Annotated in this window: 28 protein-coding genes; 14 read left to right on the forward strand and 14 right to left on the reverse strand. The window is 54.8% G+C overall.

The window, feature by feature from the left end; translation table 11 throughout:
• The first annotated feature begins 88 nt into the window (after window positions 1–88).
• A complete protein-coding gene (locus tag H7848_RS11725; RefSeq protein ID WP_208351683.1) occupies window positions 89–655 on the forward strand; it encodes a YqgE/AlgH family protein in 567 nt (188 codons plus the stop codon).
• Here H7848_RS11725 and H7848_RS11730 read toward each other — a convergent pair whose 3' ends face one another.
• Complete coding sequence (locus tag H7848_RS11730) at window positions 656–1609, reverse strand: alpha/beta fold hydrolase (RefSeq protein ID WP_208351685.1); 954 nt, start codon at window positions 1607–1609, stop codon at window positions 656–658.
• Window positions 1610–1815: 206 nt separating this feature from the next.
• Here H7848_RS11730 and H7848_RS11735 point away from each other — a divergent pair, with 206 nt between their 5' ends.
• From H7848_RS11735 to H7848_RS11755, 5 genes are all read left to right on the forward strand, one after another.
• Window positions 1816–2376 carry a tetratricopeptide repeat protein gene (locus H7848_RS11735; protein WP_208351687.1) on the forward strand — a complete coding sequence of 187 codons (561 nt, stop codon included), beginning with the start codon at window positions 1816–1818 and terminating at the stop codon, window positions 2374–2376.
• 33 nt (window positions 2377–2409) lie between these two features.
• Window positions 2410–5211 (forward strand): helicase-related protein, encoded by a 2802-nt coding sequence (locus H7848_RS11740; protein ID WP_208351688.1) that lies wholly within the window; start codon window positions 2410–2412, stop codon window positions 5209–5211.
• Window positions 5208–5582, forward strand: coding sequence for an RNA-binding S4 domain-containing protein (locus H7848_RS11745; protein ID WP_208351689.1), 375 nt, complete (start codon window positions 5208–5210; stop codon window positions 5580–5582). Before H7848_RS11740 ends, H7848_RS11745 begins: the two co-directional genes overlap by 4 nt.
• A gap of 49 nt (window positions 5583–5631) precedes the next feature.
• Window positions 5632–5970 carry a ferredoxin FdxA gene (gene fdxA / locus H7848_RS11750; RefSeq protein WP_208351690.1) on the forward strand — a complete coding sequence of 113 codons (339 nt, stop codon included), beginning with the start codon at window positions 5632–5634 and terminating at the stop codon, window positions 5968–5970.
• A 286-nt stretch (window positions 5971–6256) separates the two neighbouring features.
• Window positions 6257–6766 carry a CarD family transcriptional regulator gene (locus tag H7848_RS11755; RefSeq protein ID WP_208351691.1) on the forward strand — a complete coding sequence of 170 codons (510 nt, stop codon included), beginning with the start codon at window positions 6257–6259 and terminating at the stop codon, window positions 6764–6766.
• A 114-nt stretch (window positions 6767–6880) separates the two neighbouring features.
• Here the strand turns inward: H7848_RS11755 and H7848_RS11760 are convergent, their stop codons facing one another.
• From H7848_RS11760 to H7848_RS11785, 6 genes are all read right to left on the reverse strand, one after another.
• Window positions 6881–7165 (reverse strand): hypothetical protein, encoded by a 285-nt coding sequence (locus H7848_RS11760; RefSeq protein WP_208351693.1) that lies wholly within the window; start codon window positions 7163–7165, stop codon window positions 6881–6883.
• A gap of 24 nt (window positions 7166–7189) precedes the next feature.
• A complete protein-coding gene (locus tag H7848_RS11765; protein ID WP_208351695.1) occupies window positions 7190–7867 on the reverse strand; it encodes a PspA/IM30 family protein in 678 nt (225 codons plus the stop codon).
• A gap of 87 nt (window positions 7868–7954) precedes the next feature.
• Window positions 7955–8551: a TetR/AcrR family transcriptional regulator gene (locus H7848_RS11770; RefSeq protein ID WP_208351697.1), complete on the reverse strand. Its 597-nt coding sequence runs from the start codon at window positions 8549–8551 to the stop codon at window positions 7955–7957.
• Window positions 8552–8617: 66 nt separating this feature from the next.
• Window positions 8618–9169, reverse strand: a complete 552-nt coding sequence (phaR, locus tag H7848_RS11775; RefSeq protein ID WP_208351700.1) for a polyhydroxyalkanoate synthesis repressor PhaR — start codon at window positions 9167–9169, stop codon at window positions 8618–8620.
• Window positions 9170–9307: 138 nt separating this feature from the next.
• On the reverse strand, window positions 9308–9745 hold the full coding sequence (locus H7848_RS11780; RefSeq protein WP_208351783.1) for a phasin family protein: 438 nt from the start codon (window positions 9743–9745) through the stop codon (window positions 9308–9310).
• Between the two features lie 130 nt (window positions 9746–9875).
• Window positions 9876–11654 (reverse strand): PHA/PHB synthase family protein, encoded by a 1779-nt coding sequence (locus tag H7848_RS11785; protein ID WP_237072716.1) that lies wholly within the window; start codon window positions 11652–11654, stop codon window positions 9876–9878.
• A gap of 170 nt (window positions 11655–11824) precedes the next feature.
• Between H7848_RS11785 and phaZ the strand changes: the two genes are divergently transcribed.
• Window positions 11825–13096 carry a polyhydroxyalkanoate depolymerase gene (phaZ, locus tag H7848_RS11790; protein ID WP_208351706.1) on the forward strand — a complete coding sequence of 424 codons (1272 nt, stop codon included), beginning with the start codon at window positions 11825–11827 and terminating at the stop codon, window positions 13094–13096.
• A gap of 455 nt (window positions 13097–13551) precedes the next feature.
• Here phaZ and H7848_RS11795 read toward each other — a convergent pair whose 3' ends face one another.
• Window positions 13552–14478, reverse strand: a complete 927-nt coding sequence (locus H7848_RS11795) for a DMT family transporter (protein WP_336512091.1) — start codon at window positions 14476–14478, stop codon at window positions 13552–13554.
• 148 nt (window positions 14479–14626) lie between these two features.
• On the opposite strand from H7848_RS11795, the gene H7848_RS11800 reads away from it, so the two are divergent.
• Window positions 14627–15157 (forward strand): cupin domain-containing protein, encoded by a 531-nt coding sequence (locus tag H7848_RS11800; protein WP_208351710.1) that lies wholly within the window; start codon window positions 14627–14629, stop codon window positions 15155–15157.
• A gap of 188 nt (window positions 15158–15345) precedes the next feature.
• On the opposite strand, the gene guaB is transcribed toward H7848_RS11800, so the two are convergent.
• Both guaB and H7848_RS11810 read right to left on the reverse strand, forming a co-directional pair.
• Entirely contained in the window at window positions 15346–16800 is a 1455-nt protein-coding gene (gene guaB / locus H7848_RS11805) for an IMP dehydrogenase (RefSeq protein WP_208351723.1), read from the reverse strand.
• A 299-nt stretch (window positions 16801–17099) separates the two neighbouring features.
• Window positions 17100–17480 (reverse strand): VOC family protein, encoded by a 381-nt coding sequence (locus H7848_RS11810; RefSeq protein WP_208351726.1) that lies wholly within the window; start codon window positions 17478–17480, stop codon window positions 17100–17102.
• A 189-nt stretch (window positions 17481–17669) separates the two neighbouring features.
• Here H7848_RS11810 and H7848_RS11815 point away from each other — a divergent pair, with 189 nt between their 5' ends.
• From H7848_RS11815 to H7848_RS11825, 3 genes are all read left to right on the forward strand, one after another.
• On the forward strand, window positions 17670–18491 hold the full coding sequence (locus tag H7848_RS11815; protein ID WP_208351729.1) for an alpha/beta hydrolase family protein: 822 nt from the start codon (window positions 17670–17672) through the stop codon (window positions 18489–18491).
• Between the two features lie 61 nt (window positions 18492–18552).
• The gene (locus tag H7848_RS11820; protein WP_208351732.1) at window positions 18553–18747 is read left to right on the forward strand and encodes a hypothetical protein; all 195 of its coding nucleotides are present in this window, start codon (window positions 18553–18555) and stop codon (window positions 18745–18747) included.
• A gap of 5 nt (window positions 18748–18752) precedes the next feature.
• Window positions 18753–18965, forward strand: coding sequence for a hypothetical protein (locus H7848_RS11825; protein WP_208351735.1), 213 nt, complete (start codon window positions 18753–18755; stop codon window positions 18963–18965).
• Here the strand turns inward: H7848_RS11825 and H7848_RS11830 are convergent.
• Genes H7848_RS11830 through H7848_RS11840 form a run of 3 tightly spaced genes read right to left on the reverse strand, consistent with a single transcriptional unit; the run spans window position 18931 to window position 21198 of the window.
• Complete coding sequence (locus tag H7848_RS11830; RefSeq protein ID WP_208351738.1) at window positions 18931–20274, reverse strand: MATE family efflux transporter; 1344 nt, start codon at window positions 20272–20274, stop codon at window positions 18931–18933. The two genes, H7848_RS11825 and H7848_RS11830, sit on opposite strands and share 35 nt — an antisense overlap.
• The gene (locus H7848_RS11835) at window positions 20267–20779 is read right to left on the reverse strand and encodes a PaaI family thioesterase (protein ID WP_208351741.1); all 513 of its coding nucleotides are present in this window, start codon (window positions 20777–20779) and stop codon (window positions 20267–20269) included. The genes H7848_RS11830 and H7848_RS11835 overlap by 8 nt, the downstream gene beginning before the upstream one ends.
• Window positions 20776–21198: a PaaI family thioesterase gene (locus tag H7848_RS11840; RefSeq protein WP_208351743.1), complete on the reverse strand. Its 423-nt coding sequence runs from the start codon at window positions 21196–21198 to the stop codon at window positions 20776–20778. Before H7848_RS11840 ends, H7848_RS11835 begins: the two co-directional genes overlap by 4 nt.
• A 181-nt stretch (window positions 21199–21379) precedes the next feature.
• Here H7848_RS11840 and H7848_RS11845 point away from each other — a divergent pair, with 181 nt between their 5' ends.
• On the forward strand, window positions 21380–21748 hold the full coding sequence (locus tag H7848_RS11845) for a MerR family transcriptional regulator (RefSeq protein WP_208351751.1): 369 nt from the start codon (window positions 21380–21382) through the stop codon (window positions 21746–21748).
• Window positions 21749–21826: 78 nt separating this feature from the next.
• Entirely contained in the window at window positions 21827–22342 is a 516-nt protein-coding gene (locus H7848_RS11850; protein ID WP_208351753.1) for a hypothetical protein, read from the forward strand.
• A gap of 199 nt (window positions 22343–22541) precedes the next feature.
• Here the strand turns inward: H7848_RS11850 and H7848_RS11855 are convergent, their stop codons facing one another.
• The gene (locus H7848_RS11855) at window positions 22542–22829 is read right to left on the reverse strand and encodes a hypothetical protein (RefSeq protein WP_208351756.1); all 288 of its coding nucleotides are present in this window, start codon (window positions 22827–22829) and stop codon (window positions 22542–22544) included.
• Between the two features lie 143 nt (window positions 22830–22972).
• Between H7848_RS11855 and H7848_RS11860 the strand changes: the two genes are divergently transcribed.
• Window positions 22973–23158, forward strand: a complete 186-nt coding sequence (locus tag H7848_RS11860; RefSeq protein ID WP_208351759.1) for a PLD nuclease N-terminal domain-containing protein — start codon at window positions 22973–22975, stop codon at window positions 23156–23158.
• Window positions 23159–23161: the final 3 nt, after the last annotated feature.

Consider the following 23161-nt stretch of genomic DNA (forward strand, 5'->3'; position numbering starts at 1 on the left):
CGCATGTGAAATCACGAAGAGGCTACAAATGCGTGACCGCGACAATCGTCGCCTTGCACGTTGCACCGCAGCATCACATTTTAGATGTATGAGCGACTCGATTGATCTGACAGGTAAGTTGCTGATTGCGATGCCGGGTATGGGTGATCCCCGTTTTGACCGCAGCGTCATCTATATGTGTGCCCATTCCGACGAAGGCGCCATGGGTCTGATTGTGAATAAACCAGCCCCCGAGGTCCGCTTTTCCGATCTGCTGGATCAGCTTTCCATCAAAGCGTCGATCAATACCCAGAAGGTAACGGTCCACTTTGGCGGGCCTGTTGAACATGGGCGGGGGTTCGTGTTGCACTCGGCCGACTACGGCGCGAATTCTTCAACGTTACGGGTGGATGACAATGTCGGCATGACCGCAACACTGGACATTCTTGAAGACATCGCAATGGGTGTCGGCCCCGAGGCGTCGCTGATGACACTGGGTTATTCGGGATGGGGTCCGGGTCAGTTGGAAGATGAGATCGGCCGCAATGGCTGGCTGACCTGCGATGCGAAAATGCCGATTATCTTTGACAGAAATAATGACGGCAAATGGTCAGCCGCACTGCAGGAACTTGGGATTGACCCGCTGCTGCTGTCTGCAGAAGCGGGCCACGCCTGATCAGCGGTTTTCGTCAAACAATGCGCATGTGCGCGCGAATACGTGATTGCGCACGTCGGGACGTTCCATCATGACCTCATGTTCCGAGTCAGGCACGACCAGCATTTCGCCGTTCTGCCAGTCTTCCATCCGCTTTTTGATCCGCACAGGATCAACAATGCGTTCGTTGCTTCCGACAACACAAAGGGCGGGAATATCCGGGGCCGGACGAGCCGTCAGGCGATTGATTTCACGCAGGGCTTCATTCAGCCATTGCATGCTGGGTCCGCCCAAGCACAGATCGGGATGCTTGTTCAGCTGATCACGCATATGATCGAACATTTCGCGATCCCGCGTCAGCGTGTTGTCGTCGAAATCGGCGCTGAGAACATAGGGCACAGGTTTGGTGCTGGGGGTGTATTTCCCGCCCAGACCAACGTAACGGGCCAGCCATGTGACGCTCCATGCAACGGGACGCAGGGCCGGTGTGACCTGAATGCCCCACATGGGTGCGGTGAACACAGCCGCTTTGACCGGCGCGCCCTCATAGACTGCCCGCAAACCAATCGCGCCGCCCATTGAATGACCGATCAGAAAATAAGGCTTGGGCAACTCAAGCTCTTCGGCCGCCTTCAAAACAGCGCGGACATCGTGTTGATAGTCGGGGAAATTTGCGACATGGCCCGCGTTAGGGTCTTTCAAAAGGCGCGCACCTAAACCCTGCCCCCGCCAATCGACGACAAATGTTGTGTAGCCTCGCTTGGCGAATTCCTGTCCTGCAAGACCGTATTTTTCGATGTATTCAGTCCGACCCGGGAACAAAAGTATGGTTCCGTGATCGCCGCCGGGAAAATGCCCGACACGAATACGAAGACCGTCCTGGGTTGTTAGCCAATAGGCTTTTGACCCCTCGGGGGCGTCGGCGATATCGTCGAACAGTGGCGCTTCGACGATCTCAGATATGATATCCAGCATTTTTCTGACCCAATAGGTTACTCGGTTTCATCGCAAGTCCCATATCGCTTTACGATCTTGATTGGGTTCACCAGGGGGGTGGCATTTCCCTGATGATCAGACTGTATAATTAGTCTTTTTTCCTGCCCAAACAATGTCGTCAGTGATTTTCCTTTTGTCTTAAAAATGGGGGTGCATTTTACGCGCACCACGCTACACTTGTTAATATGGGTATTTATGTCGATAAACTGAAACTTAGCTATGTCACGATTTTGCTGACAGTAGGGATTTCCTTACCTTTGAGTGCTCAGCAGCAAAATGACGCCGAGTTACTTGAGCGTTTGGGCAATGCAACGCCTGAATCCTACCGTGTGATCGAACGCGAACTGATGCTGGCCTGGTCAAAATCCGGTTCAGCGTCAATGGATCTGCTGCTTGAGCGTGCACAGGATGCGATTGAGTTGAATGACTATCATGTTGCCTTGCAGCATCTGACGGCATTGACGGATCATGCACCCGATTTTGCCGAAGCATTTCATCTGCGCGCCACAGCTTACTATGAGCTTGAGATGTATGGCCCTGCACTGGCTGATCTGGAACGCACGCTTGAACTGAACCCGAACCATTTCGGGGCCATGACAGGCGTCGGATTTATTTTAGAGGAACTGGGCCATCCCGACGCCGCGCTTCGGGCATTGCGCAAAGTCAAAGAGCTGCATCCAAATTACGTTGATATAGATGAGATGCTGCAATATCTGGAAGGCCAGGTTGAGGGCCGCACCCTTTAAACCAGCATTTCAGGCGCGACATCAGGAGTTCCCATGGCGCAGCCATCCCGGATCACGGCGGTTCTTGGTCCGACCAATACCGGAAAAACACATTACGCCATAGAACGGATGCTGGGGCACAGAACCGGTGTCATTGGCCTGCCGCTGCGGCTTTTGGCGCGCGAGGTTTACGACAAGATTGTCCGACTGCGCGGGCCGTCTGTCGTGGCACTTGTCACCGGCGAAGAACGGATTGTGCCGGACCGGACCCAATATTGGGTCTGCACGGTCGAGGCGATGCCAGATGGCATAGGTTGCGATTTTCTGGCCATTGATGAAATTCAGCTTTGTGCCGACCCGGAACGCGGGCATGTCTTTACCGACAGGCTGCTGAATGCGCGCGGCCTGCATGAAACATTGTTTCTTGGCGCCGACACGATGCGCAGCGCGATTGCGGCGATGGAACCTCGCGCCCAGTTCATGCGCCGCGAACGGTTTTCCCAACTGACCTATACCGGCGCGAAAAAGATCAGCCGGATGCAGCCCCGATCTGCCATTGTGGGATTTTCCGTCGACAACGTCTATGCCATTGCCGAACTTTTGCGCAGACAGAAAGGCGGTGCTGCAGTCGTTATGGGGGCGCTGTCCCCACGCACACGTAACGCTCAGGTCGATCTTTATCAAAATGGGGATGTCGATTTTCTGGTCGCAACCGACGCGATCGGTATGGGGTTGAACCTGGATATCAACCACGTTGCCTTTTCATCGCTGACCAAGTTTGACGGTCGGCGGATGCGCCCCTTGCAGCCGAATGAACTGGCCCAGATCGCAGGCCGCGCGGGTCGACATATGAATGACGGCACCTTTGGGGTCACGGGTGAGGCCCCGCCGCTGCATGAAGAGGTTGCCCGCGCCATCACCGATGGGCGCTTTACGCCTGTGAAGAAACTGCAATGGCGCAATTCCCAACTGCAGTTTGGCAGCATCGATGCGCTGATCCGTTCGCTTGAGGAACACACACAGGATGAATGGCTGACCCGCGCGCGTGAGTCCGATGATCTAGGCGCGCTAAAGGCACTGTCTGCCGAATCTGAAGTCATGGCGCGTGCGTCTGATGCAAAATCGGTCCGGCTTCTGTGGGATGTCTGCCGCATCCCTGATTTCCGCGGAATCAGTCATACGGAACATTCAGCCTTGCTGGGTCAGATCTTTAATTTTTTGCACGAACACGGGCAAGTGCCCGCCGATTGGTTCGCCCGTCAGGTAAAACGGATTGATCGCGTCGAAGGGGACATAGATACGCTGTCTAAGCGCTTGGCATACATACGCACTTGGACTTATGTTGCACAGCGAAAGGGCTGGATTGTTGATGAAAGTCATTGGCGCGGCGAAACCCGCGCTGTAGAAGACCGATTATCAGACGCTTTGCACGACCGTCTGACCCAAAGATTTGTAGACCGGCGGACCAGTGTTCTGCTTCGGCGGTTGAAACAGAAGGAGGCCCTTGTGGCGAACGTAGACGACAAAGGTGAAGTAACGGTCGAGGGGCAATTCGTCGGCCGGTTAGAGGGATTTCGTTTTCGTCAGGACAGCAGCAGCACACCGGACGAGGCAAAGACGCTTCGATCTGCCAGTCTGCAGGCCTTGACGCCTGAATTTCATCTGCGCGCGGACCGGTTCTATAATGCCCCCGATACCGAGATCGACTTTACCGAACAGGGTGGCCTGATGTGGGGCGAACATGCGGTGGGCAAGTTGGTGGCTGGACCCGATCCACTGAAACCGACCATCAGCGCATTTGTTGACGATGAAGCAGGCCATGACGTGGCGCAAAAGGTACAGCGCCGGCTGCAACACTTTATTGATCGCAAGATCGCGACTTTGTTCGAACCTTTGATCGCACTTAGCCGGGATGAGGCGCTGACAGGTCTGGCACGCGGTTTTGCCTTTCGCATGGTCGAAGGTATGGGTGTTCTGCCCCGCGAAGGGGTCGCAGACGAAGTAAAATCGCTGGATCAGGACGCTCGTGGTCTGTTGCGCAAGCACGGGATTCGGTTCGGGCAGTATACAATTTTTATGCCGCTGCTGCTGAAACCTGCACCGACGCGCTTGCGACTGGTGCTGTGGTCCCTGTCGCAGAACCTTCAGGAATTCCCCGACAGCCCGCCGCCCGGACTGGTGACAATCCCAGTGCCCGAAGGCACACCCGAAGGGCATCTGACCATGGCCGGATACCGCGCAGCGGGCGAACGTGCAATCCGGATCGACATGCTGGAACGTCTGGCTGATATCTTGCGCAGTCAGGACAGCCGTGGCGGATTTGAGGCAAACCCCGATATGTTGTCGATCACCGGTATGACGCTGGAACAGTTTTCCAATCTGATGGGTGGACTGGGCTATAAGGCCGAGCGCGGCGAACGCGAGAAGGTCCGCCCTGCCCCCGATGCCGCGGGTACACCGGATGAAGTCCCTGGCGATCAGCCGCAGGAAACGCCGGTTGAGACGCCGACTGAAACACCACCGGACACGCCGCAAGAAACACCGGTAGAGGTTCCAACGGAAACGCCAGCGGCCCCTCCGGTTGAGGTGCCGCAGCAGACAGCTGAGGCAAACGACGCTTCCGAACCCGCTGAACCAGAAGTTGAGGTATTCTACACCTTCACCTGGGGCGGACAGCGCCGTCAGAACCAGCGGCCGCAGGGCAAACCCCGCGACAAACCGCAAGGAAAACCAAAGGGCAAACCCAAACAGAAACAGCAAGGCGCGCAGAATTATCAGTCGCGTCCGCCCAAGAAAGACAAGATCGATCCAGACAATCCTTTTGCTGCCGCCCTGATGGGCCTGAAGAAAGGTTGATCGAGGCTGCCGCGCCCCTGCGGCTGGATAAATGGCTTTGGTATGCTCGGTTTTTCAAAACGCGCAGTTTGGCGACCAAAGTCGTGACTGCCGGAAAAGTGCGTGTCGATGGGGTGCCCGTTTCAAAACCGTCCCGCACGATCACGCCGGGGGCCGTTCTGACCTTTCCCCAAGGCCGTGACATTCGCGTTGTGAGGATCGTTGCGTTAGCCGACCGGCGTGGCCCCGCGACTGAGGCCCAAACACTTTACGAGGATCTGACACCTGTCCGGGAAAAACAGCCCCAAAATCCGTCTTATGGGGGTAAAGGCCGCCCCACGAAAAAGGATGCGCGAAAGCTGCGACATGACCGCACGTCCCATCTTGAATGATCCGGTCCGCTTCGCTAGCTAAGGCAGAAACGGATGGAACGGCTTACCTATGACTTATATCGTCACTGACAATTGTATCTCATGCAAATACACAGATTGCGTGGAAGTATGTCCTGTGGATTGTTTTTATGAGGGCGAGAATATGTTGGTGATCCATCCCGATGAATGCATCGATTGCGGTGTGTGCGAACCCGAATGCCCCGCCGATGCAATCCGCCCCGATACCGAACCGGACATGGAAAAATGGGTCGAGTTCAACCGCAAGTATTCCGAGATGTGGCCCGTGATCATCACCAAGAAAGACCCCCTGCCCGAAGCCGAAGAACGTGATGGCGAAGAAGGCAAGCTTGAGAAGTATTTCTCAGAAGCGGCGGGCGAAGGCGGCTAAGGTCCGATTCGTTGAAAAACCGGTGTTTGAGCTACGTCAGTGATACGTCAAGCCACTGATATCATAGTGTAAAACACTGTTCATATAATCAGGTTCTTTTCTGATCGTCATTTTTCTGTTATAGTTATCTTTGCATGATATCGAACCAGAGACATACACCTGAGGACCATACCCACATATTCCAGGTGGAATAAATAAAGCGCATCAATGACCGAACGGCCCTGATACTTTGGGGACGACGGCCATTTTCGCTGTCGCCATAACGGCGCATTCGAGGAAAGACTGAATGAGCAAATCAAAGAAAAACGAGTTTCGCCCGAACGATTACGTTGTCTATCCGGCACATGGCGTTGGGCAGATCGTCTCGATTGAAGAACAGGAAGTTGCAGGCATGTCGCTTGAGCTTTTCGTGATCTCTTTTGAAAAAGACAAGATGACCTTGCGGGTGCCAACCCACAAAGCAACCGACGTTGGAATGCGGTCGCTAAGCTCACCCGATGTTGTGAGCAGAGCCATGACAACGCTGAAAGGCAAAGCCAAGGTCAAGCGGGCGATGTGGTCGCGCCGCGCACAAGAGTACGAACAAAAGATCAATTCAGGCGATCTGATTGCCATTGCCGAAGTTGTACGTGACCTGCACCGCAATGACGATCAGCGCGAACAAAGCTATTCCGAGCGTCAGCTTTATGAAGCGGCGCTTGAGCGTCTGACACGTGAAATCGCAGCTGTCAGCGGTACCGATGAAGGCACAACCGCCAAGCAGGTTGACGAGGTTCTGGTCGCACGCGCTGCCTGATCACAGCTTTCGAAGAAAGAAAAAGTCACCTGTTCAGGGTGACTTTTTTTATTGCATTTTGGGTTAATAGAAATTGTGCTGCCAGAAACCTCTGGCAGCACTTTTATTATGGGGTTAGGCCGCTTTATCGCTGACGAAATCATGCAGCAGCTTTTCGTTTCTGGCGTTTTCAAGCTGTTGAATCCGGTCGCTGTTGATCTTTTCGTCAAAGCGGTACTTCACGAAATTCACCAGGCTTAGCGACAGCATCAGCACACCGATACCCCAGAAGCCCTTTGTCGACAGCGGCACTTCGGTCGACATATAAAGCGACAGGCCCAGCATAAAATAGGCAACCACGACACCCGCCAGGTTAAAGACCATAATCAGGGTGTTATCAGAGGCTTTTTGTCCAAACATTTCAGTTCTCCTTATCAACAATGGTTATTTCTTGGATTTCAGACGGTTTAAAACGTCATTTGCAGTAGTTTTCGTAGATGGGCCAAAGCCCTGATCCGCCATGCGGTCGGCAAGCGACCCGTGGTTCAGATCGCCCTCAATTTCGCGCAGGATTTCGGCCTGTTCGAACGGGTCGTCTTTCCTTAGAACAGTGGCGATCAGTTCCTCCGCCTCTTCCACAGAAGACGTGTTTCCGATGGTTGTGTTCAGTTTGACTTGCATATCCAGCTCTCGCCGCACAGCGCGGGCAGTTATGGCGCCCTGTTTCAGATCGATGATACGACGCTGGCCCGTTTCGACGGACTGACGTAGGCGAATGATCTTATGATCCAACCGCTCAAGCGTCTGCTGGCGGATTTCAAGCTCATTCTCCATCTGTGCAATTGCGTGGGCCGCCTCGGTCGCCAGATCCTCACGATCTGCGTCCAGGGCCTCTTCAGCGCGGGTGGTCATGTCTTTGATCTGTTTTTTCAAACCATCGACCTGCCGTTGTTCCCCGCGATGACGCTGAATAATACTGGCCAATGTCGCCTTGGCCGCTTTCAGGCTGGCCTCGGCCTCGCGAATTTTCTGATCGATCAGTTCAATCGCATATTTGTCCCTGACCTGTTCTTCAGCGCGGGCATTCGCACCAATGATCAGAGTTTTAAATGTACCGAACATCTGTTGCTCCTCTATATGAACACTGTTCATGTAATAGGAATAACAATTTTTGAACGCCGTTCAAGTAAATTCTGAACGCTGTTCAGATTAATTATTCGTGACGTTACGTAAAACCATTTCGATCATGCGTTCGAGTTCATCGACCGGAACCGCGGAAATGCGACGTTCCAGCCCCAACAGCACAATGCCATGCACCGACGAAAACAGCGCCCGGACCATAAGGTGCAGATCGTCATCCGGCATATCAGGAAACAACTTCTGCAGCGGCGCATGAATATACATGAACAGGCGCTGCAGTTCTTCGTTATACCATTTGGGCACTTCGCGTTCGATCGACATCTGCAGGTCAAACAGCGTCCGCCATTCGTTTTTATTCTCAGAGGCGAATTTCAGATAAGCGTGGCTCATCCTGATCAGGATATCGGTTGGCGGCAGATCACCCTGCCCTTCGATACTTGCACCAACCGCCTTGCCAATCCGGCTGAAGGTACGTCCGTTTACCGCCATAACCAACGTATCAAGATCGGTAAAAACGTTATAGATGGCACCAACGGCGCAGCCCGCCTCTTGCGCCAGATCGCGGGCACGGACGTTGTTGATGCCGCCGTCAGCGACACGCTTTTCGGCAATATCAATCAGCTTGACGCGCAGCTCTTCGCGGCGTTTCTCGACTTTGCGTGCCATGTTTTCCCCAAAGGTCTTGAACCCAGTTCAAACTATTTCTCAAAGTCCAGAAATGAAAGCCGAAAATCAGCCACCCAGCTTTGACAGCTTTGCCTGCAGTTCCGCCAATTGTTTCTTGATATCGTCCAGGTCGTCTTTCTCGGCGGCGTCTTCTTCGGATTCAGGCGCGCTCCAACTGCCGGATATACCGCCGGTCATCGCTTTCATCAGTGCCTTTTGCTGCGCCTGCATCGCCTCGAACCCGGGCATCTGGGACATCGGGTTCATTGCGGTCATGTTTTCGACCATCTTGGATTGCCCGTCGCGCAGCATCTCAAAGCTCATTGCCAAAAACTGCGGAACAACACTGGTCGCTTGCGTGGTATAACTACGCACCAGATCGGTCAGAACACCAAGCGGCAGAACACTTTCACCACGGCTTTCATGTTCCGCAATGATCTGCAAAAGATACTGCCGGGTTAGATCATCACCGGATTTCAGATCGACAATCTGAACCTCGCGCCCCTCGCGGATGAAACTGGCGATGTCTTCCAGGGTCACATAGTCGCTGGTTTCGGTGTTATACAAACGGCGGCTGGCGTAACGTTTTATCAGTAATGGTTTTTCTTGTTCAGCCATGGGATCCTTCCCGAACTAAGGGCACTGGACCAAATCTTAGGCGCTTGTCGTGAAAAAAGAAAGAGCGAGCTCTTATCCAAGAGCCCGCCCCACCATTCACACCGATTAGGGAGGAGTACGGCGTGTATTGGTATTCGCTTACTTCGCGGCAGCTTTCTTGGCTGCAGTCGTCACGTCATTCGTGGCTTTCTTCATGGCTTTCGTTGTCTCTTCGCTCATGTCTTTGCCGGCGGCCAGCATCAGCTCAACGGTTTCCATCTGAACTTTTTTTGCAATTTCAGCAAAAGCTGACATATGTTCGGCGGCAGCTTCGGCTGTTGCAGATGCGAAATCAGTCACGGCTTTTGTATATTCAGCCGGATCTTCTTTTACCTTTGTCACACTGGACATCTTAGACAGCGTGTCTTTCGCCCATTTCGAAGATAGTTCTGTCGATTTTGTCGCCGCTTCCAGTGCGACCGAAGACATCTTTTCACCCAGTGCTGCCTGAGATTTGAAGGCATCCTGCATTGCTTTTGTGTCCACAGGAAATGCGCCCATCATGTCTTTCATAATTGCTGTGTAGTCTTGTGCCATTTTATTGCTCCTAGCGCTTTTGCGCGGGCCCGCCCCGTGCTTTCTACGTCTGGCAATAATATGAATGCTGCAGTGCAGAAAATCAAGTTTTTTCTGCACTGCAGCGTGACGTAGGGAAAACGCAATACAATCAGGGGTTTGGTCGGGCCAAAACATAGGTGCCGGGCGCATCGCACAGAACCTTGTGTGACGAATCATCGGGGTGTCGTGCGGGAACTTGCTTGCCTGATCGCGATGCCAGCCAACGCCCCCATTCCCCCCACCAGGATCCTTCTTTGTATTCCGCACCGGCCAACCATTCGTCAGCAGGCAGCTTCATGTTCGCATTCAGATAGTGGCCGTATTTCTTTTTCGAGGGCGGATTGACGATACCCGCGATGTGCCCCGACTCAGACAGAATAAACGTCTTGCTGCGGCTGCCCATCTGCTGAACACCCGCATAGCTGGCTTTCCACGCAGCGATGTGATCGGTTTCACACGCGATGGCGCAAACCGGGACAGTGACATCTTTCAGCTTCAGCGTTTCGCCGAACAGCCTGACCTGCCCCTTGGCAAATTCATCCCTTTGACAAAGCCACCGCAGGTATTCGACGGCCATACGACCGGGCAGATTGGTGCTGTCACCATTCCAGTACAACAGATCAAAAGCCGGCGGCGCCTCACCCATCATATAGCTTCGGATCGCAGGGCCATAGATCAGGTCATTTGACCGCAGAAAGCTAAACGTGCGCGACATAAAGTAACTGTCCAAAATACCGTCGCGGTTCACTTGTTCTTCGATACCGTCGACAAAATCATCCGTCAGAAAAACCCCGAATTCACCCTGATCTGAAAAATCCGTCAGCGTCGTGAACAGCGTGGCCGATTTGATCGACTTGTCGTTCCGTTTTTTCATCAGGGCCAGCGTCAGGCTAAGCGTCGTGCCCGCGATACAATACCCAATCGCGTTGACCTGTTTGACGCCGCATATCTCTTTCACCTGATCAATCGCTGTCAGATAACCTTCGTCGATATAGTCAGCCAGACCCACATCACTATAGCTTTCGTCAGGGTTCACCCAACTGACCACGTAAAGCGTGATGCCCTGATCGACGATCCATTTTACCAGGGAATTCTTTTCTTTCAGGTCAAGAATATAGAACTTGTTGATCCAGGGCGGAAAAATAATCAACGGGGTTTCATGCACCGTTTCTGTGGTCGGTGCATATTGGATCAGCTCAAATAGCCGGTTGCGATACACCACAGATCCTTCTGTGACACCCAGGTTTTTGCCAACCTCAAAAGCATTCTTATCGGCCAGGGTCACCAGCAGATCGCCGTCGTTGGCCTCAATATCAGCGACCAGGTTTTCCAGCCCCCGGACCAGTGATGCACCATCCGTCTGCACCGCTTTTTCCAGCGCATCCGGGTTGGTGGACAGAAAATTGGTCGGCGAAAACATATCGACGATCTGACGGGTAAAATAGGCAATGCGCTGACGTTCCTTGGGATCAATTCCGTCGATATGATCAACCGTTTCCGTCAGCGCCTTGGCATTCAACTGATACTGGCGCTTGATGTAGTTGAAATAAGGATGTGTGTCCCACAAAGGATTTGAAAAACGACGGTCTTTCTTCAGGGAATCATCATCGAATGGGGGCGCTGTCAGATGGCCTGCCGTCAAGGCCGTTTGGGTATCGATATAGTTTTTCAGCGACTTTCCCCAGAACTCAACCTGCTGTTCCATCAGCTTTCCAGGGTTGCGCATCAACTCGGTCATATAGGCCGTGGTGGCCCGCATCGCCAGATCAGGTCCGGGTCCCTCAAGCGCAGGATTTATTGGTTTTTTGTGCGACATCGCGGCAACAAGCCGTTGTGTCAATTCTTCAAGTTTTGCCAGATTTTCATTAAGTTTTTCGGCGTTTGGCATCTTTGGCGCTTTTTCGCCATCATCATTTGTTAAGTCTTCGCTGGAATTGTCAGTTGTCATTTCGGCGCCTCCCCCCTAACCTTATTGCGCAGAATAACGTCGCAGTCACGGGGGGAATAGCGACGATATCATCCGCCAAGACATCCGGGGGGATAACCAAGGAGAAGCCCGTGAGATATATGCTTTCTTACGATTTCATGGAAACCATGCGGAATACGAACCAGTGGCTGGGCGCCACGGCTCAGGCGTTTGCGTCCTATCCCGCGATGAGTGTCCTTCCGAACCCTGCCATGGAATGGATGCGCGGTTGGGGCGAGGTTACGGAACGCGCCTTTTCCCGCATGATTACCAAGCCGGACTGGGGGATTCACAGCTTTACCTGCGCGGATGGGCGCGATCATCTGGTTGAAATCGAACCGATTGTGAAACGTCCCTTTGGGGATCTGGTCCACTTCAATGTTCAGGGGCGGCCCAAAAAGGATCGGAAGGTTTTACTGGTTGCGCCGATGTCGGGTCATTACGCAACGCTGCTGCGATCGACCGTGATCAGCCTGATGCCGGACTGCGAACTTTATATCACCGACTGGCATAATGCGAGGGATATCCCGGTATCGGAAGGTAAGTTCGATATTGAGGATTATACCCTCTACGTCGCTGATTTCATTAAAGAACTTGGGCCTGATGTTCATGTCATCGCGGTCTGCCAACCGGTCCCGCTGACGCTAGCGGCAACGGCTTATCTGGCCGAAAAAGATCCCAAGGCGCAACCTGCGACGCTGACCCTGATCGGTGGCCCGGTTGATCCGGATGCGAACCCGACCGAGGTGACGGATTTCGGCAACCGGGTGACGATGTTTCAGCTGCATGAGTCGATGATTCAGCGCGTGGGTTTCAAATACGCGGGCGTGGGTCGCAAGGTCTATCCGGGTCTGTTGCAGCTGACGTCATTCATCTCTATGAACGCTGAGCGTCATTCGAACGCCTTTTATAATCAGATACTTAAGGTTTCAAAGGGTGAGGCAGGCGATCACGATAAGCACAACCGCTTTTATGATGAGTATCTGGCCGTGATGGACATGACAGCCGAGTTTTATCTGACGACGGTCAAGCGCATCTTCAAGGATCGTGAAATCGCCAAGAATGAGTTCATGGTAAAGGGGCATCCTGTTGATATTTCAAAGATAACCACGGTTGCGGTCAAAACGGTTGAGGGCGCGAACGACGATATCTCGGCGCCTGGGCAATGTGTTGCGGCGCTGGACCTGTTGACGGGGCTGCCTGACAGCAAGAAAGCCAGCCATGTTGAACCCGGCGCGGGCCATTACGGTATCTTTGCAGGCAAAAGCTGGCGCAACAACATCCGGCCCTTAGTGCTTGATTTCATTGATGCAAATTCGTCCAAGCCGCGTCGGAAGGCCGCCAATAAAAACGCCGCTGCGTGATCTTGCAGTCCCGGACCCACGTCCGGGACGCAGCGTCATGAAAGTTAACGCGCCGTTTGGATCAGTTTCACACCAAAATCGCATGTGCAATTTGCACATTTCCCGCAAAACCGGGCAATTCAGATGTGCAATTTGCACATTTTTCGCGGGATTTACCGCGTTTCCCTGATTCCCGCGGATTTTGCAAGAAATCAACCTGTGGATAAGTTTGATGTCAACGCGCGCGGGTGTGTCAGAGTTCGGTAACAAACCGCCCGAATTAACCATTTTCCGAGGCCATTAACGTATCATAAATCGCACCGCACGGTACCAAATTTCGCAAGTTTACAAAAATCGAATCAAAAACTTCGCAAAGTTTGCAGTGTTAAGGTTTGGGTAAGGAAGGTCGGATGTCAGCTATGAGCCCACTTTACCATATGCTGCGCATGGCATGAATGTCTGCTCACCCGATAATCCTAGATCTTGGATGAGGATATCCAGAGCATCGCAAGCCCGGCTGCGCCGATGATCATTGTGCCGAGTATGACCATAGGTCCGGGCACGGACCAAAGGAACAATCCACCCCACAAGGCCACAAAAACGAGATAAGAGTAATCCAAACTGGCGACTGTGATTGTCGGGCCAAGCTGATACGCCTTGGCGAGCAGAAGATGAACTCCAACTGAGATCGCCGACAAGAAGCCCGTGATCGCGATCAGCTCTTTGGTTAGTGGCGACCACGATATCATCATAAAAGGATAGATCGGGGCCGGCTGTGCAATCTCCAAGATGATAACGCCCAGCCCGCCGACACATACAAAGACCAGGTTCAGAGAGATCACCAGCACCATCGTATCAACGGATTGTATTCTGGCCCGCGTGATCAGCGCGACGAGCGCATAGCAAATGGCGGCCAATAGCGGGACAACTGACCACCGGGTGAACGCGGCGCTGCCCGGTTGCAACACAATCAAGACACCGCAAAATGCGGCCACCATGATGAGCGTTTGTAAAGCCGTTACACGCTCACCCAAAAAGATCACCGAAAAGAGAAAAATCCACAGCGGTGCGGTGTAATACACTCCGGCGACGACAGACAAATCCAGCAACGGTAACGCGGCATAGAAGAAAACATACATCGCGACGATCAGAAATGACCGGAGCAACACCCAGCGATCAAGCGCTTGAAGAATGGCCGCCTTGCCGTGCCGGTTCATCACAATCAAAACGGGTAGGATCAACGCAGATCGAAGCAAAAACAACTGCCACAACGGCAAGCCCTCGCTGAAGAGTTTAACGATGGTATCCTGCAATGCCATCAAAGCCGTGGCGCAGATGATGGCCAAAGGCCCGCCCCGCAAGGCAGTTCGTTGCGTGGAACTGAGTGATTGAGGCGTGCTCAAGGGACGGCATCCTTACGATAAACAGATTTGGCGAGTAAAAGAAATTTACTTATATCTAAATTTATGGTGCAGTTTTTAGATAATTCAAGATGTGCCAAGTCCCGAACACGCAGCCTCCCGCCAAACGCAGGATATTGTCGGCAATCAGATGCGGGGCTTGCGAAAAGCCAAGGGCCTGACCCTGCAAGCACTCGCCCAAAAGACCGATCTGTCTGTGGGGTATCTGAGTCAGCTAGAGCGCAATCTGGCATCCCCATCCATTCGCGCCCTCAGTACGATTGCCCGCGTCCTTGGCGTCAACATCAGCTGGTTTTTTCCAGAGGCAGGCGATCAGCTGGACCATGAAGCCAGTGTTGTTGTGCGCGCTGAGAACCGACGGTCACTGAGTTTTTCCAGTGGCATTCGCGATGAACTGCTTTGCCCGTCTCTGTCTGGTCAGTTGGAGATGTTGCTTTGCACGTTAGAGCCGGGCGCCAGTTCCGGGGAACTATATAACCACACGGGTGAAGAGGCTGGGTTTGTCAGCAGCGGCCAATTGGAGCTGACAGTCGATGACAACGTCTTCCTACTTACCGCAGGCGACAGCTTCCATTTTGATTGTTCGCGGCCCCACGGCTACCGAAATCCAGGAGACGTCACCACGACCGTCGTCTGGGCGGTGACCCCACCACATTACTGATCTGGAAACCTTCATACCAAAACCAGACATTCTTTTTGGCCTGTTGAAGAGCGACTCTGTCCCGCAAAGCGGGCAATCTGTACTTACTAAAGTGTTTGTATCCGCCGTTTTGGCGACAACTGACCTTGGACGGCAAGCTCCCGGATCAAGTCCGGGACAGCGATAGGGTCGGCTTTGGTCCAAAGACATCAGCTGGCGTTGTAGTTGGGGGACTCGCGGGTGATGTGGACGTCGTGGACGTGGCTTTCCTTGAGGCCTGCGCTGGTGATTTTCACGAATTTGCAGTTCTGGCGCATCTGTTCGATGGTGGCGCAGCCGGTGTAGCCCATGGCAGCTTTCAGACCGCCGACCAGTTGGTGGATCACCGCTCCGGCCGAGCCTTTGTAGGGCACCTGGCCCTCGATCCCTTCGGGCACCAGTTTGTCGCTGGCGGCGTCTTTCTGGAAATAGCGGTCGGCCGAGCCACGCGCCATGGCGCCCAGGCTGCCCATGCCGCGATAGCTTTTGAACGATCGGCCCTGGTACAGGATCACCTCACCGGGGCTTTCATCGGTGCCGGCGATCATGGACCCCACCATCGCGCAGGACGCGCCCGCGGCGATGGCCTTGGCGAAGTCGCCTGAAAACTTGATGCCGCCGTCGGCGATCACCGGCGTTCCGGTCTTTGAGGCCGCATTCGCGCAATCACTGATCGCGGTCAGTTGCGGCACGCCGACGCCCGCGACGACGCGGGTGGTGCAGATCGAGCCCGGCCCGATGCCGACCTTGATCGCATCGGCGCCTGCATCGATCAGGGCGCGGGTGGCTTCCGCTGTGGCGACATTTCCGGCGACGACCTGCACTTCGTTCGACAGCCGTTTGACCCGTTCGACGGCGTGGGCGACGCCTTCGGAATGGCCGTGCGCGGTGTCGATGATAATCAGGTCGGTGCCAGCGTCCACCAGCGCCTCGGACCGTTCAAAGCCTGCGTCCCCCACGGTGGTGGCCGCAGCCACGCGCAGGCGGCCCAGTTTGTCTTTGCAGGCCTGCGGGTTCAGCACGGCCTGTTCGATATCCTTGATTGTCAGCAGACCCGTCAGCTTGCCGTCTTTATCGGTCACCAGCAGCTTTTCGATGCGCCGCGCCTGCATCAGGCTTTTAGCTTCGTCCAGATCCGCCGGTTCGTGCAGCATGGCCAGGTTGTCGGCGGTCATCATCACGCGCACAGGCGTGCTGTCGTCGGTCGCGAAACGCATGTCGCGGTTCGTCACGATGCCCACAACGCGGCCATTTTCGTCGATCACCGGAAAGCCGGTGACGCGGTAGCGATCCTGCAGGGCCTTGGCGTCGGCTAATGTCTGATCGGGCGTCAGGGTGATGGGGTTGTAGACCACGCCGCTTTCGAACCGTTTGACGCGGCGCACCTCGGCGGCCTGTTGATCGATATCCAGATTGCGGTGAATCACCCCCATGCCGCCGGCCTGTGCCATGGCAATGGCCATCCGCGCCTCGGTCACGGTATCCATCGCGGAACTGAGCAGCGGGATGTTCAGCGCGATGCTTTTCGTGACATGGGTTGAGGTATCTGCCGTTGAGGGCAGAACACTGGAGGCGGCCGGAACCAGCAGTACGTCGTCAAAGGTGAGTGCCTCGCGAATCTCCATCGGGGTCTCCTTGGAACCATCGTTTGGCGCGTCCCTATCGCATGGATCAGAAATGGGTGAAAGCCCCATTGTGGGGATGTTCGGCATTTACATACAATTTCTTGTTTTGAACGGCGCCTTTTTGGGGCCGCTGAAATCGGCGAATGGCGGGCCGGAAAATTTTGGATTTGTACGCAACTCGTGTTGGTTGATTTTTGTTTGGGCATGTGAACCCAAATCCGTTCTGGTCAGTCCGCATGTGAAGTGCATCAGCCATAGGTTTGCTTTTACAAAGAGCAGTACAGGGCAACGCCCATGCCCTATCCCTCGAGGAAAACCGACACGTTTAGCTTGTTACCATCGAGGTCGCGCACATAAGCCCCATAATAGTCCGGATGGTATGTTCGCGGACCTGGGGGGCCCTCATCAGTACCACCGGCCTCCAATGCTGCCGCATGGAAGGCCCTTACAGCCGCCGCGTCGGTTGCGTAGAACATGATTTGCGTACCATTGCCGTATGTAGCTGTTTCCCCGTTGAAAGGGTTTACGACAAAGAATGTCGTTCGGCCGTCCGCTGCCGCATAGGCGCGTTCGGTCTTTTCGGCCAAAGCGCATCGCATCCCGATCGTCTTGAGGACGGCATCGTAGAACCGGCCAGCCGCTACTAGGTCGTCCGTGCCGACACATACACCTGATAGCATGACATCGATCCTTTCATGTAACCGCTCATCTTATCGAACGAATGCCGGTTTGACATGGCCTGACAGACTATCCAACACGATTTGCGGACATCTCAAAACTTTTTCAAAAAAATTCGGAATAAACCCAATGCTGCCTCGTTCTTCTTCCCAAGACGGCCACGGGCCACACTGAAAACGGAGATAGAAACGATGAACGGTTTGCGCCCATCCAGGATCGACGATTTCAACCCCGCAAGCGGGTCGTTCAGACATATCAAGTCCGAGGTCGGCACGCGCTGGCTGCAGGCCTGGGTTTATGTCCCCGTCCTTCAGGACCCAACCAGCATTCCGCTGGTCGCCATACATGGCATTTCGCGGGGGGCCAAGGAACAGGCGCTGCTGCTGAAAGAGGCCGCAGATCGGACGGGTCGCATCGTGATTGCGCCGCTGTTCGATAAGCGAAACTGGAAGCGGTATCAGCAGATCACCAGGCGCAATCGCGGCGATATCGCGCTATTGCAGTTGCTGGACCTGATTGAGGCACGCGGCATCACCAAGACACGCCGGTTCGATCTGTTCGGCTATTCCAGCGGGGCGCAGTTTTCGCATCGGTTCGCGATGCTCTATCCGCAGCGGATCAGGCGGCTGACGCTGGCCGCGGCAGGGTGGTACACGATGCCGGATGCTGATGCGGCCTATCCCTATGGTCTGGGGCACGGCACCGCGGCGACGCAACAGTGGGGCAAGCGGATGGCCCTGGCCCTGCCCGCGTTCCTGCGGCTTAGCATCACCGTTCTGGTCGGTGACAAGGATATCCAAAAAGACAGTGCCCTGCGCAGTTTTGATACGCTGGACCGATCCCAGGGCTCGAACCGGTTTGAACGCGGGCAACGGTATTGCGAGATGCTGAAAAAGGTTGCGGACACCCAAGGCATCCGCCCCGATATCGTCTTTAGCCAGGTTCCCGGTTGCCAGCACAGCTTTTCCCAATGCGTCAGTCAGGGCGGTATGGACCACATGATCCTGGGCTGACGCGCACCTCCACTCACGAACACTACTGCCAGTCCCTAGCCTTGTGAAAGGAACATAAGACATGACTTTGACGGCCTTTTCCCTTGCCCAAAGGTTGAAGACAGCGAAATGGGCGTTTCCCGTCCGGCACGTGCGTCAGGACGATGTCAGGACGCTTTCGACACGGTTTGAACAAGCCAAGCCCGGCGATCTGGTGCTGGGGTGTCTTAGCCCCGCATCGTGCCGCCTGCTTTGGCACGCATTGCCTGAAGGATAAGAAGGATGACCACGATGAAACGCGCTGATATTATTCTGATCGGGCTTTGTCTTTTGTCGTCAGTGGTTTGCGTTATTGTGACAGATGCCCTTTTCTACACTTTGACCCAGTTGCCTACCCTTGGGATCGGCCTGTGGCACCCGCGCGTTCTGACTGAAGCGGGTCTGGCGATTGGCAGCGCGATCAGCTTTCTTTTTCTGCTGTTGCGGATGATCTAGGGCCATCGGCCGTTCGTTCTAAGGCGGGATAGCGTGACCCAAGCGTGATCCCACGGGCGACAAAGCTGATCAGCAAGGCGATCCAGAGGCCATGGTTGCCATAGGCCGGGATCAGCAGCAGCGCACTGCCAAAATATATGGCGACCGAAATAATCATCATGTTGCGCATATCGGCTGTGCGCGTGGCCCCGATGAATATGCCGTCCAGCATCCAGGCCGCGACACCGACAAGGGGGGTCGCCACCATATAGGGCAGATAGACACGCGCGGCCGCCTGGACATCCGGCGCGGTTGTCATCACATTGATGATTGCGCCGCCAAACAGCCAAAAGGTCAGCGCCATGCCTGCACAGATAAACACCCCCCACCCGCTGGTCATCAGCGCCGCGCGCCGCAGGGCATAGCGGTTGCGCGCCCCCATGGCCTGGGCCACCAGCGCTTCGACCGCAAAAGCAAACCCGTCCAGTGCATAGGCGGTGATATTCATGAATTGCATCAGGATCTGATTGGCGGCCAGTTGCACATCGCCAAAATCGGCACCCCAGAACAGAAACGACACGAAAACCGCCAGCAACAGCACGGACCGGATCATGATGTCGATATTCACCAGCATCATGCGGCCCATGCGCTGCGCGTGTAAAACCAGCCCCATGTCGCGCCAGTGGGGCTTGCGAAAAACGGCGCGGCATAGCCACAGCCCCAGAGCCAGACCCGTCCATTCGGCCAGAAATGTCGCAAAGGCCACACCTTCGACGCCCCAGCCAAACCCGATGACAAAGGCAATATCCAGCACGATATTCATGCCGTTCATCACCACCTGCAGGACCAGAACGGCGGCCGTGCGTTCCTGCGCGATCAGCCAGCCGGTGATGCCGTAAATCGCAATCGCAGCGGGGGCGGAAAAGATGCGGATGCCCATGTAATCGCGTGCCAATGCCTCGACCTCGGCACTGGCGGGCGCGATTTGAAGTGCCTCACGGAAGATCATGGATTGGAACAGGATCAGCGCGCCACCCGCTGTAAAGCCGATGAAAACAGCGCGGGACAGCAGCGCCTCGACCTCGGGCTGGTCTTTCGCACCAAGTGCCTGACCGGTCAGACCGACCGTGCCCATGCGCAGAAAGCCGAAAATCCAGTAGATGGAACTGAGGATGATGGCCCCGATCCCCACAGCGCCGATGGGGGCCGCCTGGCCCATCTGCCCCACGACGCCTGTATCGACCGCGCCCAACAGCGGCACTGTCGCGTTCGACAGCACAATCGGGACGGCGATTTTCAGAACGCGGCTGTGGGTCAGTGCCTCAGCCATCGCGGGACGACGGCATCAGAAAATGCCCCGTCGCCTGCGCAAACAGTTTGTGGCGATTGTCCTGCCAGGCTTCGACATGGACACTGGCATAGCGGCGGCCCGACCGGTTGACACGCGCCCGTGCATAGGCGTCGCGCGGCAGCCCCGAACGCAGGTAATCCACCGTAAAATCAATGGTCTTCGGCAAGCGCGGCAGCCATTCAACCTCGGGCCGTTCAACGTCAACGGCGCCGCTTTCGATTTCAGCCCAAAGCGAATTCCAGCTGAGTTCGATGATCGCCGTGACCTCAAGAAACGCCGCGGTTGCCCCCCCGTGCAAGGCAGGCAGCATCGGGTTGCCGATCAGCTTGTCAGCGTAATTCAGTGTGGCGGTCAGTTCATCGCCGCGCCGGTCAAACTCAATGCCCAGAAACTGAATGTAGGGCACGCGCGCGACCAGAGCGTCCAACGCGGCATCGCGGCGCTGTTTGACGATCTGCATCGGTTCGGGTCTGGGTCGGCTCATGACGCACGCTCGACCGTGAAGGCGCCAGTGGCGGTGGCAACGGGCCGGGCGCGGTCGTCATCCATGGCAACGGCGCGGATAAAGGCCACGGTTCGGGTCATGTGATAGCATTCGGCGCGCGCCACAATCGACTGACCAGGCGTGGCCGGGCGCATGTAATCGATGCGCAGATCGATGGTTGCCGTTCCCACGGGACGCGACGGATGGGTCACAACAGCCGTGCCCGCCGTGGCGTCCATCAGCGCCGAAACGGCGCCACCGTGGATCACACCGGTTTCCGGGTCGCCGATCAGTTTTTCGTCATAGGGCATTTCGACGATCACGGCGTTTTCTTCGAGTGAAATCAACCGCATCCCCAGGGCGCGGTTATAGGGGATCGCCTCCATAAAGACTTTTGCGATGTCGGCACTGTCGGGCATCAGGCCCCCCCTTTTTGGATTTTCGTCGCGTTTCTGTCGCCGCAGCCAAGCCGCTTTCGGTGAAATATGTCAAGCAAACCAGTAATTTTCGAGCCGAAAGTGACCTTACGTCGCTTTTCCGTCAATTGAGCGGTTGCCCCCGGCTTGGAATTATCGTTATTTTGACGTCAGGGAGAAGCCGATGTCTGAAACACGTTTAAATTTCAAGGAGATGTGCGCGCGTTTCGATGTGACACCCCGCACATTGCGATACTACGAATACATCGAACTGTTGCACCCCGAGCGTGAGGGACGATCGCGCTTTTACGGCGCGCGTGAGATCGCAAGGATGACCCTGATCCTGCGTGGCAGGCGGTGGGGCTTTCCGCTGGAAGACATCAGACAGTGGCTTCTGATCTATGAAAAAGAGGGCACCCAGGCCCAGATGAAAGCCTTTGTCGAACTGGCCGACCGCCAGTTGGCCGACCTGCGCGAACAACAGGCGCAGCTGGAAGAAACGATGACCGAGTTGCAACATCTGCGCGATGAAACCGCCGCGTCAGTGAGCTGACGCACCTATATTGATGTAAAATTTGCACATTCTCGCTTACTTTACAGTCATTATAATGCAGAATTAGGATAAATCTGGATGAGGTTATCAGTCCTAAGTTTGCTGTTCCTGATCACCGCACAAACGGGCTTTGCAAAAGAGCACAGGCTGGAACGCCTGATCGATCTTATCGGCATTCAAGGACAATTCCGAGATTGGTCTACGCAGCTTACAGACGATCGCATGCATTATACCTGCACAACCTGCGACAAGACCGTCGAAGCCTATATTCATGTCATCAGTCCCTATAAGCCCGAAACCTATGGAACAGTTGAAAAGCGCTATCTGGCTGAGCGCAAGATTTTATGTTCAAAACTTCTGATAACCGGTGGGCGTTGCGTCGGAACCAAGCAGACGGAATTGCGCGGTGGTGCACTTCGGGGGTTCAAGTCCGAAATGGCATTTCAGAACAGAACAGAAATCGAGACTGTATTTTTCTACGCCGGGCCGCCAACAAACAGACCTGAAATGATCAGGTCCGTTATTTCAGTTGAAAAGGGGGGGCTCTGCCATCCTATTCTTACAACTTATTCCCGCACCATATGGCCAGACTGACGATCTGGTGGTGATACATGCAGAGAGCCGCGCAGTCCCGGATTTGCTTCAGGACCTTGGGTTCGTGGAATGGTTTGACGATATCGGCCGTATTTTACAGCGACTGGCACGGGCCATTTGATGAACATTATTAATCAGCGGCGCGCATGAAAAAGGGCAGGTCCTGCGGCCTGCCCTTTTGTCTGATATGATTGACCGATCAGTTGGTCTGGGTGTCTTCGGCTGGGTTAATACTGATGCCGGGGACAGTGACTTCTACCTGTTGGGTATCAACTTCCACCTCGGGCACAGTTACCGTTGCTTCGTCCGACGTCAGTTCGATTGACCCCGTTTCGACGTCATAGGCGGGCAGATTGCCGCCCTCGACCTGCACATCTACATCAGGCAGTGATGCTTCCTGCGTCTGGTCGATATCAACCATGTAAACCGCAGCAGCGCCTACCAGTACGCCACCAGCAACAAGAGCAGCCATAACACCAGGTTTCATAAGAGTTCTCCGTTTCGCTTGCGTTGTATCTGAATGGCAAACGTCGCTGATATTACTTTAGTTCCCAAAAAATAATCGGGAACTTTTGGCCGCCCTGCGCGCTTGTGTTGACAGATGACATCGACGGATAAAGGAGATTTGTCATGGAATATGGAATTCTGGGCGCACTGCTGTTGGTTGCTTGTATTTATGCAATCTACAACGTCTTGACATCAGGCGCATCAACAGGCGCAAAACTGCTTTGGACCCTTCTGATCGTATTGGTGCCGCTGATTGGCTTTATCATCTGGCTGATCGCCGGACCCAAAAGCAGTGCCGCGAAAATATAAAGT

This window comes from Pseudaestuariivita rosea (assembly GCF_017592335.1).
Classification (GTDB): Bacteria; Pseudomonadota; Alphaproteobacteria; order Rhodobacterales; family Rhodobacteraceae; genus Parasulfitobacter; species Parasulfitobacter rosea.

Coding starts and splice junctions, on each gene's coding strand:
- H7848_RS11770 (WP_208351697.1), bottom strand. CDS start 8,551: ATGGCACGCAAAGTCGAGAAACGCCGCGAAGAGCTGCGCGTCAAGCTG.
- H7848_RS11765 (WP_208351695.1), bottom strand. CDS start 7,867: ATGTTCGGTACATTTAAAACTCTGATCATTGGTGCGAATGCCCGCGCT.
- fdxA (WP_208351690.1), top strand. CDS start 5,632: ATGACTTATATCGTCACTGACAATTGTATCTCATGCAAATACACAGAT.
- H7848_RS11755 (WP_208351691.1), top strand. CDS start 6,257: ATGAGCAAATCAAAGAAAAACGAGTTTCGCCCGAACGATTACGTTGTC.
- H7848_RS11785 (WP_237072716.1), bottom strand. CDS start 11,654: ATGCCAAACGCCGAAAAACTTAATGAAAATCTGGCAAAACTTGAAGAA.
- H7848_RS11735 (WP_208351687.1), top strand. CDS start 1,816: ATGGGTATTTATGTCGATAAACTGAAACTTAGCTATGTCACGATTTTG.
- guaB (WP_208351723.1), bottom strand. CDS start 16,800: ATGGAGATTCGCGAGGCACTCACCTTTGACGACGTACTGCTGGTTCCG.
- H7848_RS11810 (WP_208351726.1), bottom strand. CDS start 17,480: ATGCTATCAGGTGTATGTGTCGGCACGGACGACCTAGTAGCGGCTGGC.
- phaR (WP_208351700.1), bottom strand. CDS start 9,169: ATGGCTGAACAAGAAAAACCATTACTGATAAAACGTTACGCCAGCCGC.
- H7848_RS11760 (WP_208351693.1), bottom strand. CDS start 7,165: ATGTTTGGACAAAAAGCCTCTGATAACACCCTGATTATGGTCTTTAAC.
- H7848_RS11850 (WP_208351753.1), top strand. CDS start 21,827: ATGAGGTTATCAGTCCTAAGTTTGCTGTTCCTGATCACCGCACAAACG.
- H7848_RS11780 (WP_208351783.1), bottom strand. CDS start 9,745: ATGGCACAAGACTACACAGCAATTATGAAAGACATGATGGGCGCATTT.
- H7848_RS11730 (WP_208351685.1), bottom strand. CDS start 1,609: ATGCTGGATATCATATCTGAGATCGTCGAAGCGCCACTGTTCGACGAT.
- H7848_RS11740 (WP_208351688.1), top strand. CDS start 2,410: ATGGCGCAGCCATCCCGGATCACGGCGGTTCTTGGTCCGACCAATACC.
- H7848_RS11845 (WP_208351751.1), top strand. CDS start 21,380: ATGTCTGAAACACGTTTAAATTTCAAGGAGATGTGCGCGCGTTTCGAT.
- H7848_RS11840 (WP_208351743.1), bottom strand. CDS start 21,198: ATGCCCGACAGTGCCGACATCGCAAAAGTCTTTATGGAGGCGATCCCC.
- H7848_RS11830 (WP_208351738.1), bottom strand. CDS start 20,274: ATGGCTGAGGCACTGACCCACAGCCGCGTTCTGAAAATCGCCGTCCCG.
- H7848_RS11815 (WP_208351729.1), top strand. CDS start 17,670: ATGAACGGTTTGCGCCCATCCAGGATCGACGATTTCAACCCCGCAAGC.
- H7848_RS11860 (WP_208351759.1), top strand. CDS start 22,973: ATGGAATATGGAATTCTGGGCGCACTGCTGTTGGTTGCTTGTATTTAT.
- H7848_RS11800 (WP_208351710.1), top strand. CDS start 14,627: ATGCGGGGCTTGCGAAAAGCCAAGGGCCTGACCCTGCAAGCACTCGCC.
- H7848_RS11835 (WP_208351741.1), bottom strand. CDS start 20,779: ATGAGCCGACCCAGACCCGAACCGATGCAGATCGTCAAACAGCGCCGC.
- H7848_RS11855 (WP_208351756.1), bottom strand. CDS start 22,829: ATGAAACCTGGTGTTATGGCTGCTCTTGTTGCTGGTGGCGTACTGGTA.
- H7848_RS11825 (WP_208351735.1), top strand. CDS start 18,753: ATGACCACGATGAAACGCGCTGATATTATTCTGATCGGGCTTTGTCTT.
- H7848_RS11820 (WP_208351732.1), top strand. CDS start 18,553: ATGACTTTGACGGCCTTTTCCCTTGCCCAAAGGTTGAAGACAGCGAAA.
- H7848_RS11725 (WP_208351683.1), top strand. CDS start 89: ATGAGCGACTCGATTGATCTGACAGGTAAGTTGCTGATTGCGATGCCG.